The sequence below is a fragment of the Streptomyces sp. NPDC058279 genome (assembly GCF_042881255.1).
Classification (GTDB): Bacteria; Actinomycetota; Actinomycetes; order Streptomycetales; family Streptomycetaceae; genus Streptomyces.
The window spans coordinates 280,686-296,887 of record NZ_JBHVYA010000008.1 but is presented as its reverse complement, the minus strand read 5'-3'; the positions used below and the strand labels follow the sequence as shown (position 1 = coordinate 296,887).

The 16,202-nt window shown below is 72.7% G+C and carries 14 protein-coding genes; 7 read left to right on the top strand and 7 right to left on the bottom strand.

From position 1 onward, the window contains the following. Positions 1-109 precede the first annotated feature (109 nt). Complete coding sequence (locus tag ACFVXJ_RS18430) at positions 110-1,141, top strand: aspartate-semialdehyde dehydrogenase (RefSeq protein ID WP_389662813.1); 1,032 nt, start codon at positions 110-112, stop codon at positions 1,139-1,141. Positions 1,142-1,311: 170 nt separating this feature from the next. After that, a complete protein-coding gene (gene pepN, locus ACFVXJ_RS18425) occupies positions 1,312-3,909 on the top strand; it encodes an aminopeptidase N (protein ID WP_389662811.1) in 2,598 nt (865 codons plus the stop codon). Between the two features lie 77 nt (positions 3,910-3,986). Here the strand turns inward: pepN and ACFVXJ_RS18420 are convergent, their stop codons facing one another. The 3 genes from ACFVXJ_RS18420 to ACFVXJ_RS18410 form a co-directional block, all read right to left on the bottom strand. Further along, complete coding sequence (locus ACFVXJ_RS18420) at positions 3,987-4,910, bottom strand: LysR family transcriptional regulator (protein ID WP_389662809.1); 924 nt, start codon at positions 4,908-4,910, stop codon at positions 3,987-3,989. A 10-nt stretch (positions 4,911-4,920) separates the two neighbouring features. After that, on the bottom strand, positions 4,921-5,769 hold the full coding sequence (locus ACFVXJ_RS18415; protein WP_389662875.1) for a DMT family transporter: 849 nt from the start codon (positions 5,767-5,769) through the stop codon (positions 4,921-4,923). 179 nt (positions 5,770-5,948) lie between these two features. Further along, a complete protein-coding gene (locus ACFVXJ_RS18410; RefSeq protein WP_389662808.1) occupies positions 5,949-6,917 on the bottom strand; it encodes an EamA family transporter in 969 nt (322 codons plus the stop codon). A 148-nt stretch (positions 6,918-7,065) separates the two neighbouring features. Between ACFVXJ_RS18410 and ACFVXJ_RS18405 the strand changes: the two genes are divergently transcribed. Continuing rightward, complete coding sequence (locus ACFVXJ_RS18405; protein WP_389662806.1) at positions 7,066-7,563, top strand: MarR family winged helix-turn-helix transcriptional regulator; 498 nt, start codon at positions 7,066-7,068, stop codon at positions 7,561-7,563. A 189-nt stretch (positions 7,564-7,752) separates the two neighbouring features. On the opposite strand, the gene ACFVXJ_RS18400 is transcribed toward ACFVXJ_RS18405, so the two are convergent. The 4 genes from ACFVXJ_RS18400 to ACFVXJ_RS18385 form a co-directional block, all read right to left on the bottom strand. Then, positions 7,753-7,992 (bottom strand): hypothetical protein, encoded by a 240-nt coding sequence (locus ACFVXJ_RS18400; RefSeq protein ID WP_361311072.1) that lies wholly within the window; start codon positions 7,990-7,992, stop codon positions 7,753-7,755. 20 nt (positions 7,993-8,012) lie between these two features. After that, entirely contained in the window at positions 8,013-10,052 is a 2,040-nt protein-coding gene (gene malQ, locus ACFVXJ_RS18395; RefSeq protein ID WP_389662804.1) for a 4-alpha-glucanotransferase, read from the bottom strand. A gap of 29 nt (positions 10,053-10,081) precedes the next feature. Continuing rightward, positions 10,082-10,309 (bottom strand): hypothetical protein, encoded by a 228-nt coding sequence (locus tag ACFVXJ_RS18390; RefSeq protein WP_389662802.1) that lies wholly within the window; start codon positions 10,307-10,309, stop codon positions 10,082-10,084. A 216-nt stretch (positions 10,310-10,525) separates the two neighbouring features. Then, positions 10,526-11,062, bottom strand: coding sequence for an HNH endonuclease (locus ACFVXJ_RS18385; RefSeq protein ID WP_136216423.1), 537 nt, complete (start codon positions 11,060-11,062; stop codon positions 10,526-10,528). A gap of 288 nt (positions 11,063-11,350) precedes the next feature. Between ACFVXJ_RS18385 and ACFVXJ_RS18380 the strand changes: the two genes are divergently transcribed. From ACFVXJ_RS18380 to ACFVXJ_RS18365, 4 genes are all read left to right on the top strand, one after another. Beyond that, entirely contained in the window at positions 11,351-12,406 is a 1,056-nt protein-coding gene (locus ACFVXJ_RS18380; RefSeq protein ID WP_389662800.1) for a mechanosensitive ion channel family protein, read from the top strand. A 130-nt stretch (positions 12,407-12,536) separates the two neighbouring features. Beyond that, on the top strand, positions 12,537-13,808 hold the full coding sequence (locus ACFVXJ_RS18375; protein WP_389662798.1) for an ROK family transcriptional regulator: 1,272 nt from the start codon (positions 12,537-12,539) through the stop codon (positions 13,806-13,808). Positions 13,809-13,918: 110 nt separating this feature from the next. After that, complete coding sequence (locus tag ACFVXJ_RS18370) at positions 13,919-15,253, top strand: ABC transporter substrate-binding protein (RefSeq protein ID WP_389662796.1); 1,335 nt, start codon at positions 13,919-13,921, stop codon at positions 15,251-15,253. 4 nt (positions 15,254-15,257) lie between these two features. Continuing rightward, the gene (locus ACFVXJ_RS18365) at positions 15,258-16,202 is read left to right on the top strand and encodes a carbohydrate ABC transporter permease (protein ID WP_389662794.1); all 945 of its coding nucleotides are present in this window, start codon (positions 15,258-15,260) and stop codon (positions 16,200-16,202) included.

The window sequence follows — 16,202 nt, the reverse complement described above, 5'->3', positions numbered from 1 at the left end:
CACCGGGACACCGTCCGGTCCTCGGACAATGGATTGGACAAGGCTCGTGGGGTCGAACGCATGATGGCCTTACGCGCGCCCGCGTCGAAGCACACATGAGGGAGTCACCGTGAGGGTCGGAATCGTCGGAGCCACCGGACAGGTCGGCGGAGTCATGCGCGGCATCCTCGCCGAGCGGAAGTTCCCGGTGGACGAGCTGCGGCTGTTCGCCTCGGCCCGGTCGGCCGGTTCGACCCTGGAGTGGGAGGGCCGCGAGATCACCATCGAGGACGCGTCCACGGCCGACTACTCCGGCCTGGACATCGTGCTCTTCTCCGCCGGTGGCGCCACGTCCAAGGCGCTCGCGGAGAAGGTCGCCGCGCAGGGCGCCGTCGTGATCGACAACTCCTCGGCCTGGCGTCGTGACCCGGAGGTCCCCCTCGTCGTCTCCGAGGTGAACCCGCACGCGATCAAGAACCGTCCCAAGGGCATCATCGCCAACCCGAACTGCACCACCATGGCCGCGATGCCGGTCCTGCGCCCGCTGCACGACGAGGCCGGCCTGACCGCGCTGATCGCCACCACCTACCAGGCCGTCTCCGGCTCGGGCCTGGCGGGCGTCGCCGAGCTCAAGGCCCAGGCGTGCGCGGTCTCCGAGGCCGCCGACCAGCTCACCTTCGACGGCGGCGCCGTGGACTTCCCCGAGCCGGCCGTCTACAAGCGTCCCATCGCCTACAACGTGGTGCCGCTCGCCGGCTCGATCGTGGACGACGGCTCCTTCGAGACCGACGAGGAGCAGAAGCTCCGCAACGAGTCCCGCAAGATCCTGGAGATCCCCGAGCTGAAGGTCTCCGGCACCTGTGTGCGCGTACCGGTCTTCTCCGGCCACTCGCTCCAGGTCAACGTCCGCTTCGCGCGTCCGCTGAGCGTGCAGCGCGCCTACGAGCTGCTGGGCGACGCGCCGGGCGTCGAGCTCTCCGAGATCCCGACCCCGCTCCAGGCGGCCGGCAAGGACGCCTCGTACGTCGGCCGCATCCGGGTGGACGAGACGGTCGAGAACGGCCTGGCGCTGTTCCTCTCGAACGACAACCTGCGCAAGGGCGCCGCGCTGAACGCGGTCCAGATCGCGGAGCTGGTCGCCGAGGAGCTGCGCCAGGGCTGATCCGCCCCGACCCGAACGCGCCGAAGGGCGGCACCCCCGCGGTGCCGCCCTTCGGCCTGTCGGGGGCCGGTCGCGGGCCGCCCCTGTTCGCCCGTGGATTACTCCGGCGCGGTGACCCGGGGCGCGTGGAAGGATGGGGCGGCAACGTCACCATCGAAGGAGATGACCGCGTGCCAGGCACGAATCTCACCCGTGAAGAGGCTCAGCAGCGGGCGAAGCTGCTCACCGTCGACTCGTACGAGATCGAACTCGATCTCGGCGGTGCGCAGGAGGGCGGCACCTACCGGTCCGTGACCACCGTGCGCTTCCGGTCGGCCGAGGCGGGCGCCGGGACCTTCATCGACCTCGTCGCGCCGGCCGTGCACGAGGTCGTCCTGAACGGCGAGGCGCTCGACGCGAGCGCGGTCTTCCGGGACTCCCGGATCGCGCTGGAGCACCTGGTGGCGGGCGACAACGAGCTCCGCGTCGTCGCGGACTGCGCCTACACCAACACGGGCGAGGGCCTGCACCGGTTCGTCGACCCGGTCGACCAGCAGGCGTACCTCTACACCCAGTTCGAGGTGCCGGACGCGCGGCGGGTCTTCGCCAACTTCGAGCAACCCGACCTGAAGGCGACCTTCCGGTTCACCGTGACGGCGCCCGAGGGCTGGACGGTCGTCTCGAACTCGCCACGGGAGATTCCGGAGGGGGCCCGGCCGGAGGACGTCAAGGACAACGTCTGGCGCTTCGAGCCGACCCCGCGGATCTCGACGTACATCACCGCGCTCATCGCCGGGCCGTACCACGCGGTGCACAGCTCCTACGAGGGCAAGGACGGGCAGTCCGTGCCGCTCGGCATCTACTGCCGGCCCTCGCTCGCCGAGTTCCTCGACGCGGACGCGATCTTCGAGGTGACCCGGCAGGGCTTCGACTGGTTCCAGGAGAAGTTCGCGTACGACTACCCCTTCGCCAAGTACGACCAGCTCTTCGTGCCGGAGTTCAACGCGGGCGCGATGGAGAACGCGGGCGCGGTCACCATCCGCGACCAGTACGTCTTCCGTTCGAAGGTGACGGACGCGGCGTACGAGGTGCGCGCGGAGACGATCCTGCACGAGCTGGCGCACATGTGGTTCGGCGACCTGGTCACCATGGAGTGGTGGAACGACCTGTGGCTGAACGAGTCGTTCGCCACCTACACCTCGATCGCCTGCCAGGCGTACGCCGAGGGCTCGAAGTGGCCGCACGCGTGGACCACCTTCGCCAACTCGATGAAGACCTGGGCGTACCGGCAGGACCAGCTGCCGTCCACGCACCCGATCATGGCGGACATCCGGGACCTGGACGACGTCCTGGTCAACTTCGACGGAATCACGTACGCCAAGGGCGCCTCGGTGCTCAAGCAGCTCGTCGCCTACGTCGGCATGGACGCCTTCTTCAAGGGCGTACAGGCGTACTTCAAGGCGCACGCCTTCGGGAACACGCGCCTGTCGGATCTGCTGGGCGCCCTGGAGGAGACCTCCGGCCGCGACCTGACCGCCTGGTCGAAGGCGTGGCTGGAGACGGCCGGTATCAACATCCTGCGTCCGGAGATCGAGACGGACGCCCAGGGCGTGATCACGTCCTTCGCCGTCCGCCAGGAGGCCCCGGCCCTGCCGGCGGGCGCCAAGGGCGAGCCCGTCCTGCGCCCGCACCGCATCGCCATCGGCCTGTACGACCTGCGGGACGGCGTGCTGGGCCGCACCGACCGGATCGAACTGGACATCGACGGCGGTCTGACGGAGGTGCCCGAGCTGGTCGGCCGCGCCCGGCCGACCGTGGTGCTGCTGAACGACGACGACCTGTCGTACGCGAAGGTCCGCCTGGACGAGGTGTCGCTGGCGAACGTCACGGCGCACCTGGGCGACTTCACCGAGTCGCTGCCCCGCGCGCTGTGCTGGGCCTCGGCCTGGGACATGACCCGCGACGGCGAGCTGGCGACCCGCGACTACCTGGCCCTGGTCCTGTCGGGCATCGGCAAGGAGTCGGACATCGGCGTCGTGCAGTCGCTGCACCGCCAGGTCAAGCTGGCCGTGGACCTGTACGCCGACCCGGCGTGGCGGGAGCAGGGCCTGGCCACGTGGACGGAGGCGACGCTGGAGCACCTGCGCGGCGCCGAACCGGGCAGCGACCACCAGTTGGCGTGGGCCCGCGCCTTCGCGGCGACGGCCCGGACCGAGGAGCAGCTGTCGTACCTGTCGGCGCTGCTCGACGGGTCGGAGCGGGTCGAGGGCCTGGCCGTCGACACCGAGCTGCGGTGGGCGTTCCTGGAGCGCCTGGTGGCGACGGGCGTGGCCGGCGAGGAGGCGATCGCGGCCGAGCTGGAGCGGGACGCCACGGCGGCAGGCGAGCGCCACGCGGCCACCGCCCGGGCGGCGCGCCCGACGGCGGAGGCCAAGGCGGAGGCGTGGGCCTCGGTCGTGGAGTCCGGTGACCTGCCGAACGCGGTGCAGGAGGCGGTGATCGGCGGCTTCGTCCAGATGGATCAGCGCGAGCTGCTGGCGCCGTACACGGAGAAGTACTTCGCCGTGGTCAAGGAGGTCTGGGACACCCGGAGCCACGAGATCGCACAGCAGATCGCGGTGGGGCTCTACCCGTCCCTCCAGGTCTCCCGCGAGACGCTGGAGGCGACGGACGCCTGGCTGGCCTCGGCCGAGCCGAACGCGGGTCTGCGCCGGCTTGTGTCGGAGGCGCGCGCGGGTGTCGAGCGTGCCCTCAGGGCCCAGGCGGCGGACGCGGCCGCCGCGTCCTGAGCCCGGCTGTGCCCCGGTCCGCCCCCGGCGGCCGGGGCACACCTGTCCGAGCCCGGCCGTGATGCGTCGGGCAACCCCTAGGGGGCGGAGCCGGAGCCGGCGCCGCGCAGGGCGGCCGCGTCGCGGAGGGCCGCCAGGACGGGGGCCAGCGCCGGGGCCGACTCGGCGCCGCTGCGGGTGGCCGCGATGACGTGGCGGGCCGGACGGTCGTGGGCGAGGACGCGGACGGCGATGCCGGAGGCGCGTTCGGTCACCATCCGGGGTACGAGGGCCACCCCCATCCCCGCTCCGACCATGGCCAGGATCGCGCTCCAGCCCGACGCCGAGTGCGCCTGCTCGGGCACGAACCCGGCCGCCTCGCACGCGGAACGGGTGATCTCCGACCAGGGGCCACTGCCCCCGTAGATCCACCGGTCCCCCGAGAGGTCGGCCAGCCGCAGGGTCGGGGCGGCGGCCAGGGGGTGGTCGGGCGGGAGCGCCACGTCGAGCGGGTCCTCCAGCAGCGTGACCCGGGTGAAGCGGGGGTCGCGGGCGGTCGGCGCGTGGGCGGCGAGGGAGAGGGCGAGGTCGACGTCCCCGGCGGAGAGCAGGGCGTAGGACTCGGCGGCCTCGGTCTCCCGGACCCGTACCTCCACCCCGGGCCGGGTCCGGCGCAGGGCCGCTACGGCCGGCACCACCAGGGCGGGCACGGCGGTGGAGAAGGCCCCGACCCGCACCTCCCCCACCTCGCCGGACAGGTACCCGGCGAGCTCGGCGTCGGCCCGTTCGAGCTGGGCGAAGACGGCCTCGGCGTGTCGCAGGACCAGGTGGGCGGCGTCGGTGAGCCGCACCCGCCGACCCTGCGCCTCCAGCAACGGCACGCCGAGCTGCCGGCCCAGGTTGGTCAGTTGCTGCGAGACGGCCGAGGGCGTCATGTGCAGGGCCCCGGCCGTCGCGGTCACGGTTCCGCGGTCGGCCAGGGTCCGCAGGATGCGCAGCTTCTTGATGTCCCACTCGGTCATGGGCCCGAACCTACCGGCGGGCACTCCCCAGCCCCACGCCCGCGAGGATCAGCGCCATGCACAGCAACTGCGCCGGGCCGGTCCGCTCGTCCAGCAGCAGCAGCCCGAGGCCGGCGACGCAGACCGGCTGGAGGTAGTAGACGATGCCGGCGCGGGCGGCGCCGATGAGGGAGATGGCCTTGTTCCAGGCGAAGAAGGCGACGGCGGAGGACATCACGCCGACGTAGAGCAGCATGCCGCCGGTGCCGGGGGTGAGGTGGAAGCCGCCCTGGACGGTGATGGACACGGCGTAGGCGGGTGCCAGCATCAGCGCGCCGAGCACGAAGGTGGTCAGCAGGAAGGCGAGGCCGCCCAGTTCGGCCGGCTTGCGCTTGAGCAGGGCGCTGTAGGTGGCGAAGGAGAGGGCGGCGGCGAACATCCACAGGTCGCCAGCGGTGAAGTCGAAGCCGAGCGAGCCGTCCCCGACCAGGAGGAGTACCCCGAAGGCGGCGAGCAGCATCCCGAGGACGCGGCGGAGGCCGAGCCGTTCGCCGCCGAGGCGGGCGTAGAGGGCCATGATGACCGGCGAGGCCGCCATGATCATGCCCATGTTGGAGGCGGAGGTGGTCAGGCCCGCCTGGTGCACGAGGGTGTTGTAGAGGGTGACGCCGAAGAGGGTGGCGAGCGCGATGTAGCCCAGGTGACGCCGGATCAGGGCCCGTTGCCGCCATGCCTGGCGGGCGGCGAGGGGGGCGACGGCCACGGCCGCGATGACCCAGCGCCAGAAGACGGCCTGGACGGGCGGGACGGTCTCGGCCATTCCCCGGGTGGCGACGAAGCTGCCGGACCAGACGACCGTCGCCACGAGGGCCAGGAGCAGCCCGAGCCCGGCGGCGCCCTTCTTCCCCGGACCGGCGGGCTTCCCGGCGTCGGCCGGCTGCTCGGCGTCGGCCGGCTGCTCGGCGTCGGCCGGCTGCTCGGCGGGTGAAGCGGACGGTGTGCGGTCCAGGACGGCCACTGGGTGTCTCCCCCTCGGGATTCGATCGACGGTGCGTAGGGCTACCGTCGCACCGGCTCAGCCGTCAGGTCCATCGAAATGTTCCGATCGGTCTTTTCAGCAGAACTGAACGATTGCGGGGCGGACGCACCGGCCTCGGCGGTGGGGCGGGCGGCGGCGCGGGCGGCGAAGAGTTGGCCCGCGACGGTGGCCCCGAAGGCAATGGCCATGCCGACGAGCTGGACCGGGGAGAGCGCCTGGCCGAGGGCCGCCCACCCGATGACGGCCGCGGTGAGCGGGGACAGCGGGCCGAGCAGGGTGACGGAGGTGGCGGAGAGCTTGCCGATGCCGCGGAACCAGAGCCAGTACGCGGTGCCGGTGTTGATGAGCATCATGTAGCCGTAGCCGAGGAACGCCTTGCCGTCGAGCGCCGGCGGGGCGCCTTCGAGGAGGGCCGCGATCGGGATGATGATCAGCCCGCCGGCGGTGAGCTGCCAGCCGGTCATGGCCAGCGGTCCCACCCCGTCCGGGCGGCCCCAGCGCTTGGTCAGCACCGTGCCGGCGGCCATGGAGGCGGAGGAGACCACGCCGGCGACGATCCCGATGAGGTCGAGCTTGGCGGCGGCCGTCAGCACCACCATGCTGACGCCCAGCGCGCCGGTGACGGCGGCGAGCACGGTCCGCAGGCTCGCCCGCTCCCCCAGGACCAGGGCGGCGAGCCCGACGACGAACAGCGGGCCCGCGCTGCCGAGGACGGCCGCGACGCCGCCCGGCAGTCGGTAGGCGGCGAGGAAGAGGAGCGGGAAGAACGCGCCGATGTTGAGCGCCCCCAGGACGGCGGACTTCCACCACCACTCGCCCTTGGGGAGCCGGCGGGAGAGGACGGTGAGCAGCAGCCCGGCGGGCAGCGCCCGCATGACGCCGGTGAACAGCGGCCGGTCGGGTGGCAGTAGTTCGGTGGCGACGGCGTACGTGGAGCCCCAGGAGATCGGGGCCAGGGCGGTCAGGGCGACGGTGGCGAGGCGGTTCACGGCGACTCCTCGGGGACGGCGCGGCGATGAGGTGGCGAAGCCCCTCGCAACACCGCTGCTTAGGTTGCTTGTAAGTAGCTTAGCGCTAAGCTACTTTTCGTCAAGCGACTTTTGGTGATCGAAGAAGGGGAGGCCGGATACTGTGCTCATGACCGAGGCCAACAAGGACGCCGTCGACGCGATCACCGACCAGTGGCACGCGGTGCGACCGGACCTGAACACCGTCCCGATGGCCGTGTTCGGCCGTATCAACCGGATCGCCCGGGCCGTCAGCGACGAGATGGAACGCACCTACAACCGCTACGGGGTCTCCCTCGGCGAGTTCGACGTGGTCGCCACGCTCCGCCGGTCCGGCGCCCCCTACACCCTCTCGCCGCGCCAGCTCTCGGCCACGCTGATGCTCACCAGCGGCGGCATGACGGGGCGGCTGGACAAGCTGGAGAAGGCCGGGCTGCTCTGCCGCAACCCCGACCCGAACGACCGCCGCGGGCTCCAGGTGACGATCACCGAGCGCGGGCTCGAACTCATCGACGAGGCCGTCGCCGCGGGCCTGGAGGTACAGCGCGCCGCGCTCGCGGGACTGGCGGACGAGGAAGTGACGGCGCTCAGCGGGCTGCTGCGCAAGCTGATGGCCGGCGCCCCCTGACCCGGCCCGTCGGGGCCCGCGCCTCGGGGAAGGGTGCTCCGGGGAAGGGTGCTCCGGGGCCCGGCCCCTCGGGGCAGGGCACGACGGAGCGCCGGGGGTCCCGTGCGCACCGTTTCGGTGTGCGGACCCCCGGCGCCCCGGAAGTTCTGACGAATGACCGATGGGACCGCCCCGGTCGGGGCGGCCGGATCAGTCGGTCGGACGCTGCTTGCGCGACTTGTCGCCGACGATCACCAGACCCGCGATGATCAGGAACAGCGCGATCGGCGTGGCCACGTACAGACCGAGCGTCTCGCCGATGCTCAGGCCCGGACCCGGGTCGTCGCCGTCGTCGCGGATCGTCGCGAGGGCGGGAGACGTCATCAGCAGCATCATCAGCGTCGTTCCGGCCGTGACGGCGCCGGCGCGCAGAGCGTTCTTCTTGTCCACGGTGCAAACGTAGCGAACACCTAAAGGGGGCGCGCGCCCGGGGGTGCCGTACGGGTGCGCGCACCCTCGCGCACGGCGCTCAGCAGGGCGTTCGCGCGGGGCGAGGCCATCAACGCCTCCAGGGTGACCGGCCGGCCCGCCTCGTCGGCGACCGGCAGCCGCCAGTTGGGGTACTGGTCCCAGGTGCCCGGCAGGTTCTGCGGGCGTCGGTCCCCCACCGCGTCGGGCAGCCACACGCCGACCAGCCGAGCCGGCGTCCGCAGCAGAAAGGCGTACAGGCCCCGTACGGCAGCCTCCTCGCCCTTCGCCTCCAGACCCAGCCGGTCCAACACCGCCAGCCACTGGGCGGTGTCGGCGGCGTCCTCGGCCCGCTCCGTGTCCACGGGCCGGGTCAGCAGACCGAGCCGGTCGCGCAGTTCGACGTGGCTGCCGGCCAGCTTCGCGGCGGTGGGCGGCAGGTCGTGGGTGGTGACGGTGGCCAGGCAGTCCGCCCGCCAGTCCGCCGGCTCCAGCGGCTGCCCGTCGCCCTGCCAGTCCCGTTCGAACCACAGCACGGACGTGCCGAGCACCCCGCGCCGGGCGAGCGCCCGGCGCACGCCGGGCTCGACCGTGCCGAGGTCCTCGCCGATGACCAGGGCCCCGGCCCGGTGGGCCTCCAGCACCAGCACGGCCAGCATCGCCTCCGCGTCGTAGGAGACGTACGTCCCCTCGGCGGGCGGGGTGTCGCGCGGGATCCACCACAGCCGGAACAGGCCCATCACGTGGTCGATGCGCAGTGCGCCCGCGTACCGGAACACCCCGCGCAGCAGGGCCCGGAAGGGGGCGTAGTCGCGGGCGGCGAGCACGTCCGGGCGCCAGGGCGGCAGGCCCCAGTCCTGGCCGCGCGCGTTGAAGGCGTCCGGTGGGGCGCCCACGGTGGCCGCCGCGGCGTGCGTGTCCGGCGCGGCCCAGACGTCCGCGCCCTCCGGGTGCACCCCGACGGCCAGGTCGTGCACCAGGCCGACCGTCATGCCCGCGTCCTTCGCGGCGCGCTGGGCGGCGGTCAGCTGAGCGTCGGTCAGCCAGGCCAGCCAGCAGTGGAACTCGGCGCCCCGGGCGGTCTCCGGCGCGTCCTCGGCGCCCTCGGGCCAGGCCGCGGGGTCGGTGCCGTACCGCTCGACCAGCGCGAACCAGGTGGCGTGCCGGGCCAGCGCGGAGCCGCCCGCCTTCCGGAACGCGCGGAACCCGGCGTCCCGGGCCGGCTCGCGCGGGACCGCGTACAGCAGTTCCAGGGCGGCGCGCTTGAGCGCCCACACCGCGTCCCGGTCGATGAGCGCGCCCTTCTCCAGGACCGCGCGGCGCAGCTCTCCGGCCCGGGCGGCCAACTCCGCGAGGGCCTCCCGGTCGGGGCAGCCGGCGTACTCGGGGACGTCCTCGACGCGCAGGTAGACCGGGTCGGGGAAGCGGCGTGAGGACGGCCGGTAGGGGGACGGGTCGGTCGGGTTGCCGGGTACGGCCGCGTGCAGCGGGTTGACCTGGAGGAACTCGGCGCCGTGCGTGCGGGCCGCCCAGTCGGCCAGGGCCGCCAGGTCACCGAGGTCGCCCATGCCCCAGGAGCGGGCGGAGAGCAGCGAGTACAGCTGGACGAGCAGGCCGGGGACGGTGCGGTCGGGCGCGGCCGGGGCCCGGTCGGGCGCCAGGATCAGGGTCGCGGTGGCGGTGCGGCCGTCGGGGGCACTGGCCGTCAGGTGGTGGACGCCCAACGGCAGTCCGGGCCCCCAGGGCAGTTCGCCGCCCTCTTCCAGGGCGACGCGCAGGGTGGTGCCGGGCGGGAGCCCGTCCAGCGCGGCCGGGGCCGAGCCCGCCCAACCGACGACGACGGGCGGCAGCAGCCGGTCCGCCGCAGCCCGTTCCGCCGCCGCCAGAGCGCCCCGTACGGCCTCCGGGTCCCCGGCGGACACCCCCAACCGGTCGAGCACGGCGACGACGGTGGCCTCCGGCACCCGCAGGGTGACGTCCTCGGCGGGCTGGTAGGAGGTGGCGACGCCGTGCAGGGCCGCGAGCCGGTCGAGGTCGTCCATGTGGGTCCCTGTCTGATCGCTGGGTGGGGTCAGTCGCCCGCGCGGGTGGGCACGGTGGGCTCGCTCGTCAGCGCGGTCTCGTGCGTGAGCGGGGGTTCGCTGGTCAGGGGGGCATACGCGGTGCAGTCGAGCGGGGGTTCGCTGGTCAACGGCGTGTGGGGCACGTCCGCCGGGCCGCGTTGGCCGCGGAGGAGGGCCGGCAGGGCGCGGGGGGTCGGGGGGCGGACGGCGGCGGTGCGGGCGGATCGGGCCTTCATGGAAGCACTCCTTCGCGCGGGTTCGTGGGACCGATGTAACACGCCCGGCGAACACCGCAGCACTACCCCGTCGGACGGCGGGCATTCCCGGCACGTCCGGGACGGGTCGGGGGCGCGGCGCGCGCAGCGCCGGTCACGCCGGGCGCGCGCGGCCCCGTACGCCGTCGAGAGGGCGCGGCCCGGTCGTACGGCTCTCCCGACCGGGCCGGCGCTCGGCTACGAGGCGGCCACCCCGATGCGGTCCAGCGCGGCCTCGGCCCCGTACGGCTCCAGGTACGGCATCCAGCGGGGGTCGCGGTGGCCGGTCCCGATGATGCGCCAGGCCAGGCCCGACGGCGGGGCCGGCTGGTGACGCAGCCGCCAGCCGAGTTCCAGCAGGTGGCGGTCGGCCTTGACGTGGTTGCACCGCCTGCACGCGGCGACCACGTTGTCCCAGGCGTGCTGGCCGCCCCGGCTGCGCGGGACGACGTGGTCGACGCTCGTCGCGACGGCCCCGCAGTACATGCAGCGGCCGCCGTCCCGGGCGAAGAGCGCGCGGCGGGTGAGTGGAACGGGCCCCCGGTAGGGGACCCGCACGAAGCGCTTGAGCCTGACCACGCTGGGCGCGGGGACGGCTCTGGTCGCGCTGTGCAGAAAGGCGCCGGATTCCTCCAGGGAGACCGCTTTGTTCTCCAGGACGAGGACGAGCGCGCGGCGGAGCGGTACGACGCCGAGGGGCTCGTACGACGCGTTGAGGACCAGGACGTGCGGCACGGACTGCCTCCTTGTACGCCGGCGGCGCGTGGCTCGCGCCGGGACGATCTGCTCTCCAGTCTCCCCTTACGGCTGGTCGAAGCGCCACCACGCGCTCGTAACGGGTCGGAGGTGTTTTCCACCACACCCGATTCATCCCCGCGTGAGTCCGGTCTCTCCCTCGAACACGACGACGGGGTCAAGGCGGCTCCCCCGTTAGTGTGGTGGGGCCGCCCGTTTTTCCCCCTTCGGGCGGACCGCTATGCCTGGAGGTTTCCCGCCGTGCCCTCGCCCGCCACTTTGCTACCGATGGCAGACGACATCCCGACGACGACGGGTGACGCGACCGAGAGCGTGACGAACGCCGCGGACTTCATCGAGAAGAACTGGGCCGATTGGCTGGCGATGGGGCTGCGGATCCTGCTGATCCTGGTCATCGCCTTCGCCATGCGCTCGGTCATCCGCAAGTCGCTGACCAAGCTGATCAGCCGGATGAACCGGGGCGCCGAGGCCGTCGAGGGGACGGCGCTGGGCGGGCTGCTGGTCAACGCCGAGCGGCGCCGCCAGCGCTCGGAGGCGATCGGTTCGGTGCTGCGCTCGGTGGCCTCGTTCCTGATCCTCGGCACGGCCGTGCTCATGGTGCTCGCCCAACTGCGGATAGACCTGGCGCCGCTGCTGGCGAGTGCGGGGGTGGCCGGTGTGGCGATCGGTTTCGGCGCCCGGAACCTGGTGACGGACTTCCTGTCCGGCGTGTTCATGATCCTTGAGGACCAGTACGGCGTCGGCGACAAGATCGACGCCGGGGTGGCCTCGGGCGAGGTGGTCGAGGTCGGGCTGCGCGTGACGAAGCTGCGCGGGGACAACGGCGAGATCTGGTACGTGCGCAACGGCGAGATCAAGCGGATCGGCAACCTCAGCCAGGGCTGGGCCACGGCGGGGGTGGCCATCCAGGTCAAGCCGACGGAGAGCCTCGCCCGCCTGCGCGAGGTGATCCAGGAGGTCGCCGACGGCATGGCGAAGGAGTCGCCGTGGGACGAGCGGCTGTGGGGCCCGGTGGAGGTGCTGGGCCTGGACGAGGTGTTGTTGGCCTCGATGACGGTGAAGGTGTCGGCGAAGACGATGCCCGGCAAGCAGCTCGCCGTGGAGCGGGAACTGCGCTGGCGGATCAAGGAGGCCTTCGACGCCGCGGGCATCGGCATCATCGGCGGTCTGCCGGCCGCCGACGACGACGAGAAGAGCGCCGCCGACCCGACGGCCGCCGTCGCGCCGCCGTCGGCGCTCGCCAACCCGACCTCCGTGCAGTCGCTGGCCACCAACCCGATCCCGCCCCCGGCCGCACCGGGGAACCCCCGCATCACCAAGTAGTCGCGTAGCGCCTTCTCACCCCTCCGCTGCCCCGCAGGTCACAACCTGCGGGGCAGCGGCATTGACAGGCCTCGGACCGCAATAGGAAACTTACCTAACAGTTCGCTTCGGTGAGGGAGAAACCAGTCCCATGCCCGCCGCCACCCCCGGAACGCCCAGCCTGCTGCGCGCCATGAACGACCGCGCCGCGCTGGAGCTCCTGCTGACGCACGGACCGCTGTCCCGGACCCGGATCGGGCATCTGACCGGTCTGTCCAAGCCCACCGCCTCCCAGTTGCTGGCCCGGCTGGAGGCCGCCGGGCTGGTCGTGGCCACCGGCACCGACGGCGGCCGTCCCGGCCCCAACGCCCAGCTCTACGCCCTCGACGCGGGCGCCGCCCACGTGGCCGGGCTCGACGTCACCCCCGGCCGGGTCGCCGCGGCCGTCGCCGACCTCACCGGCGAGGTGGTCGGCAGCTTCGAACTCCCCTCCGCGGCGGGCGCCGACGCCGTCGCGCAGGTCACCGAGGCGCTCGCCGGGGCCGTCGAGGCCGCCGGGCTCCAGCGCTCGGACGTACACCGGCTGGTCATCGCGACGCCGGGCGCCTTCGACCCGCAGACCGGCCAGTTGCGCTACGCCGGCCACCTGCCCGGCTGGCACTCCCCCACCCTCCTCGACGAACTGGCGGCGGCCCTGCCGATGCCGGTCGAGTACGAGAACGACGTGAACCTCGCCGCGATCGCCGAGCAGCGGCTCGGCGCGGCCCGCGGCCACGAGGACTTCGTCCTGCTGTGGAACGAGGAGGGGCTCGGCGCCGCGCTCGTGCTCGGCGGCCGGCTGCACCGCGGCTGGACCGGCGGCGCGGGCGAGGTGGGCTTCCTGCCCGTGTCCGGCCACCCCCTGGTCCGGCAGGTCACCCGCGCCAACACCGGCGGCTACCAGGAACTGGCGGGCGTGCAGGTGCTGCCCCGCCTGGCCCGGGAGCTGGGGATCGAGGTCCCGGGCGGGCCGGACGCCCCGGGCGGCGGCGAGGCGCCCGGCGCGAGCGGGGAGCCCGGCGCGAGCGGGGAGCCGGGCGGCCCGCAGGTCGCCGTCGGGGTCGCGCTGCTGGAGCGGGCCGCCGCCCGGCCCGAGGGCGCGTACCTGCGCTTCCTCCAGTCGTACGCCACCGTCCTCGCGACCGGTCTGGCCTCCCTGGTCGCCGTACTCGACCCGGAGATCGTGGTGCTGTCGGGCTCGGCGATCGGGGCCGGCGGCGAACCGTTGCGCGCGTTGCTGGAGGACGAACTGGCCGAACTGGCGCCTTCCCGGCCCCGGCTGGTCCCCGGCGAAGTGCGCGAGCGGCCCGTCCTGCGCGGCGCGCTGGAGAGCGCCCTGATCACCACCCGCGACGAGGTCTTCGACACCTCCCGCCGACGCTGACACCCCCACGCACCGCACCACGCCGTACCCGTCCACGGCACCGCACCACGCCCGTACCCCGTCCACGGCACCCCCCACGGAAGTTCCTCACCCAGAGAGCGAGCCCCGCCATGCCCAGATCCGGACGACCGACCACCACCCTCGCCGCCCTCGCGGCGTTGGCCGCCCTCGCCACGGCCTGTACGGGCCAGAGCGGCGCCGCCGCCGACGACGACCCGAAGGCGCCGGTCACCCTCACCTTCTGGCACGGCTGGTCCGCGCCCGGGGAGGTCAAGGCGATCGAGGAGAACATCGCGCGGTTCGAGAAGGCCCACCCGAACATCAAGGTCCAGGTCACCGCCAACATGACCGACGACAAGATCAACCAGGCGTTGCGCGCGGGCGGCGGCAAGGCTCCCGACGTGGTCTCCTCCTTCACCACCGACAGCGTCGGCAAGTTCTGCCACTCCGGCGCCTTCGCGGACCTCAACCCCTTCCTGAAGAAGTCGGGCGTCGACAAGGCGAAGGTCTTCCCCAAGACGCTGCTGGAGTACACCCAGTTCGCCGGCGACCAGTGCACCCTGCCGCTGCTGAGCGACGCGTACGGCCTCGTCTACAACAAGACCGCCTTCGCGGAAGCCGGGATCGGCGCACCGCCCAAGACGTGGAGCGAGTTCACGGAGGACGCCCGGAAGCTCACGGTGACGCGCGGCGACAGCTACGAGCGGCTCGGCGTGATGCCCACCTTCCACGGCTACGAGACGAAACCGACCCGGCTCGCCGCCCAGTGGGGCGCGACCTACTTCGACGCCCAGGGCAAGTCGAACCTGGCGAAGGACCCTGCCTTCGCGAACATGCTGGCCGCGCAGAAGGACCTCGTCGGCAAGCTCGGCGGCTACGAGAAGCTGGAGAAGTACCGCACCACCTTCGGCGACGAGTGGAGCGCCGAACACCCCTTCCACACCGGCAAGGTCGCCATGCAGATCGACGGCGAATGGCGGCCCGCGATGGCGAAGGAGGCGGGCGTCGCGTTCGAGATCGGCACCGCCCCGCTGCCCGTGCCGGACGAGCAGGTCGCCGACTACGGCAAGGGCTACGTCTCGGGCACGATCATGGGCATCTCCTCGGCGAGCCGCAAGCAGAACGCCGCCTGGGAGCTGGTGAAGTACATGACCACCGACACCGACGCGGTGGTGGCCTTCGCCAACGCCATCCACAACGTGCCCTCCACCCTGGAGGCGCTGGCGTCGCCGAAGCTCCAGGTCACCCCGGAGTTCAAGACGTTCATCGACATCGCCCGGCACCCGAGGTCCGCGACCACGCCCGCGCAGGCGGACGGCGGCACCTACCAGCTGACCTTCGAGGACTTCGCGTACGGGGTCGAGAAGGGGGACGTGGCCGACGTCCCGGCCGGGCTCGCCCGCACCGCCCGGCAGATCGACACCGACATCACGAAGGCCGAGTAGCCCGATGGCCGCCCCCTACACCGCGCGGGCCAAGCGGCGCCGTTCGACGCTGCGCACCGCCGCCTTCATGTCGCCCTGGCTGATCGGGTTCACGCTCTTCTTCGCCTACCCGCTGCTGTCCACCGTGTACTTCTCCTTCACCAGGTACGACGGCTTCCGCCCGCCCGTCTTCAACGGCCTGCACAACTGGACGTACCTGTTCACCGACTATCCGCTGTTCTGGCCGGCGATGCGCAACACGCTGTGGCTGGTCGTGGTGATGGTCGGCTGCCGGGTGGTCTTCGGACTCGGCACCGGACTGCTCATCACGAAGATCAAGACGGCGCCCGGGCTCTTCCGGACCCTGTTCTACCTGCCCTATCTGGCGCCGCCGGTGGCCGCGACGCTGGCGTTCGTCTTCCTGCTCAATCCCGGTACCGGGCCGGTCGGCGTCCTGCTGGAAGGCGTCGGGCTGCACTCGCCCGGCTGGTTCACCGACGCCGACTGGTCCAAGCCGGCGCTGACCGTGCTCGCGGTGTGGGGCGTGGGCGACCTCATGGTCATCTTCATGGCCGCGCTGCTCGACGTCCCGAAGGAGCAGTACGAGGCCGCCGAGCTGGACGGGGCCGGGGCGTGGGCGCGGTTCCGGCACATCACCCTCCCGAACATCTCCCCGATCGTCCTGTTCGCGGTGGTCACCGGGGTCATCCAGGCCATGCAGTTCTACACACAGCCGCTGGTCGCCGGGAAGGTCGCGGCCGGGGTGATCGGCGGCTCGGGCGAGCAGTTCGAGCCGGGCTACCCGGACAAGTCCACCCTGACCCTGCCGCAGGTCGTCTACAACCTGGGCTTCCAGCGCTTCGACTACGGCACGGCGTGCGCGGTCGCCCTCGTCCTCTTCGCCCTCTCCATGGCCTTCACGGCGCTGCTGATGCGCCGCCGTGGCGGACTGATCGGATCAGGTGACTGA

Coding starts and splice junctions, on each gene's coding strand:
- ACFVXJ_RS18365 (WP_389662794.1), top strand. CDS start 15,258: ATGGCCGCCCCCTACACCGCGCGGGCCAAGCGGCGCCGTTCGACGCTG.
- ACFVXJ_RS18420 (WP_389662809.1), bottom strand. CDS start 4,910: ATGACCGAGTGGGACATCAAGAAGCTGCGCATCCTGCGGACCCTGGCC.
- ACFVXJ_RS18390 (WP_389662802.1), bottom strand. CDS start 10,309: ATGAAGGCCCGATCCGCCCGCACCGCCGCCGTCCGCCCCCCGACCCCC.
- ACFVXJ_RS18375 (WP_389662798.1), top strand. CDS start 12,537: ATGCCCGCCGCCACCCCCGGAACGCCCAGCCTGCTGCGCGCCATGAAC.
- malQ (WP_389662804.1), bottom strand. CDS start 10,052: ATGGACGACCTCGACCGGCTCGCGGCCCTGCACGGCGTCGCCACCTCC.
- ACFVXJ_RS18405 (WP_389662806.1), top strand. CDS start 7,066: ATGACCGAGGCCAACAAGGACGCCGTCGACGCGATCACCGACCAGTGG.
- ACFVXJ_RS18370 (WP_389662796.1), top strand. CDS start 13,919: ATGCCCAGATCCGGACGACCGACCACCACCCTCGCCGCCCTCGCGGCG.
- ACFVXJ_RS18380 (WP_389662800.1), top strand. CDS start 11,351: ATGGCAGACGACATCCCGACGACGACGGGTGACGCGACCGAGAGCGTG.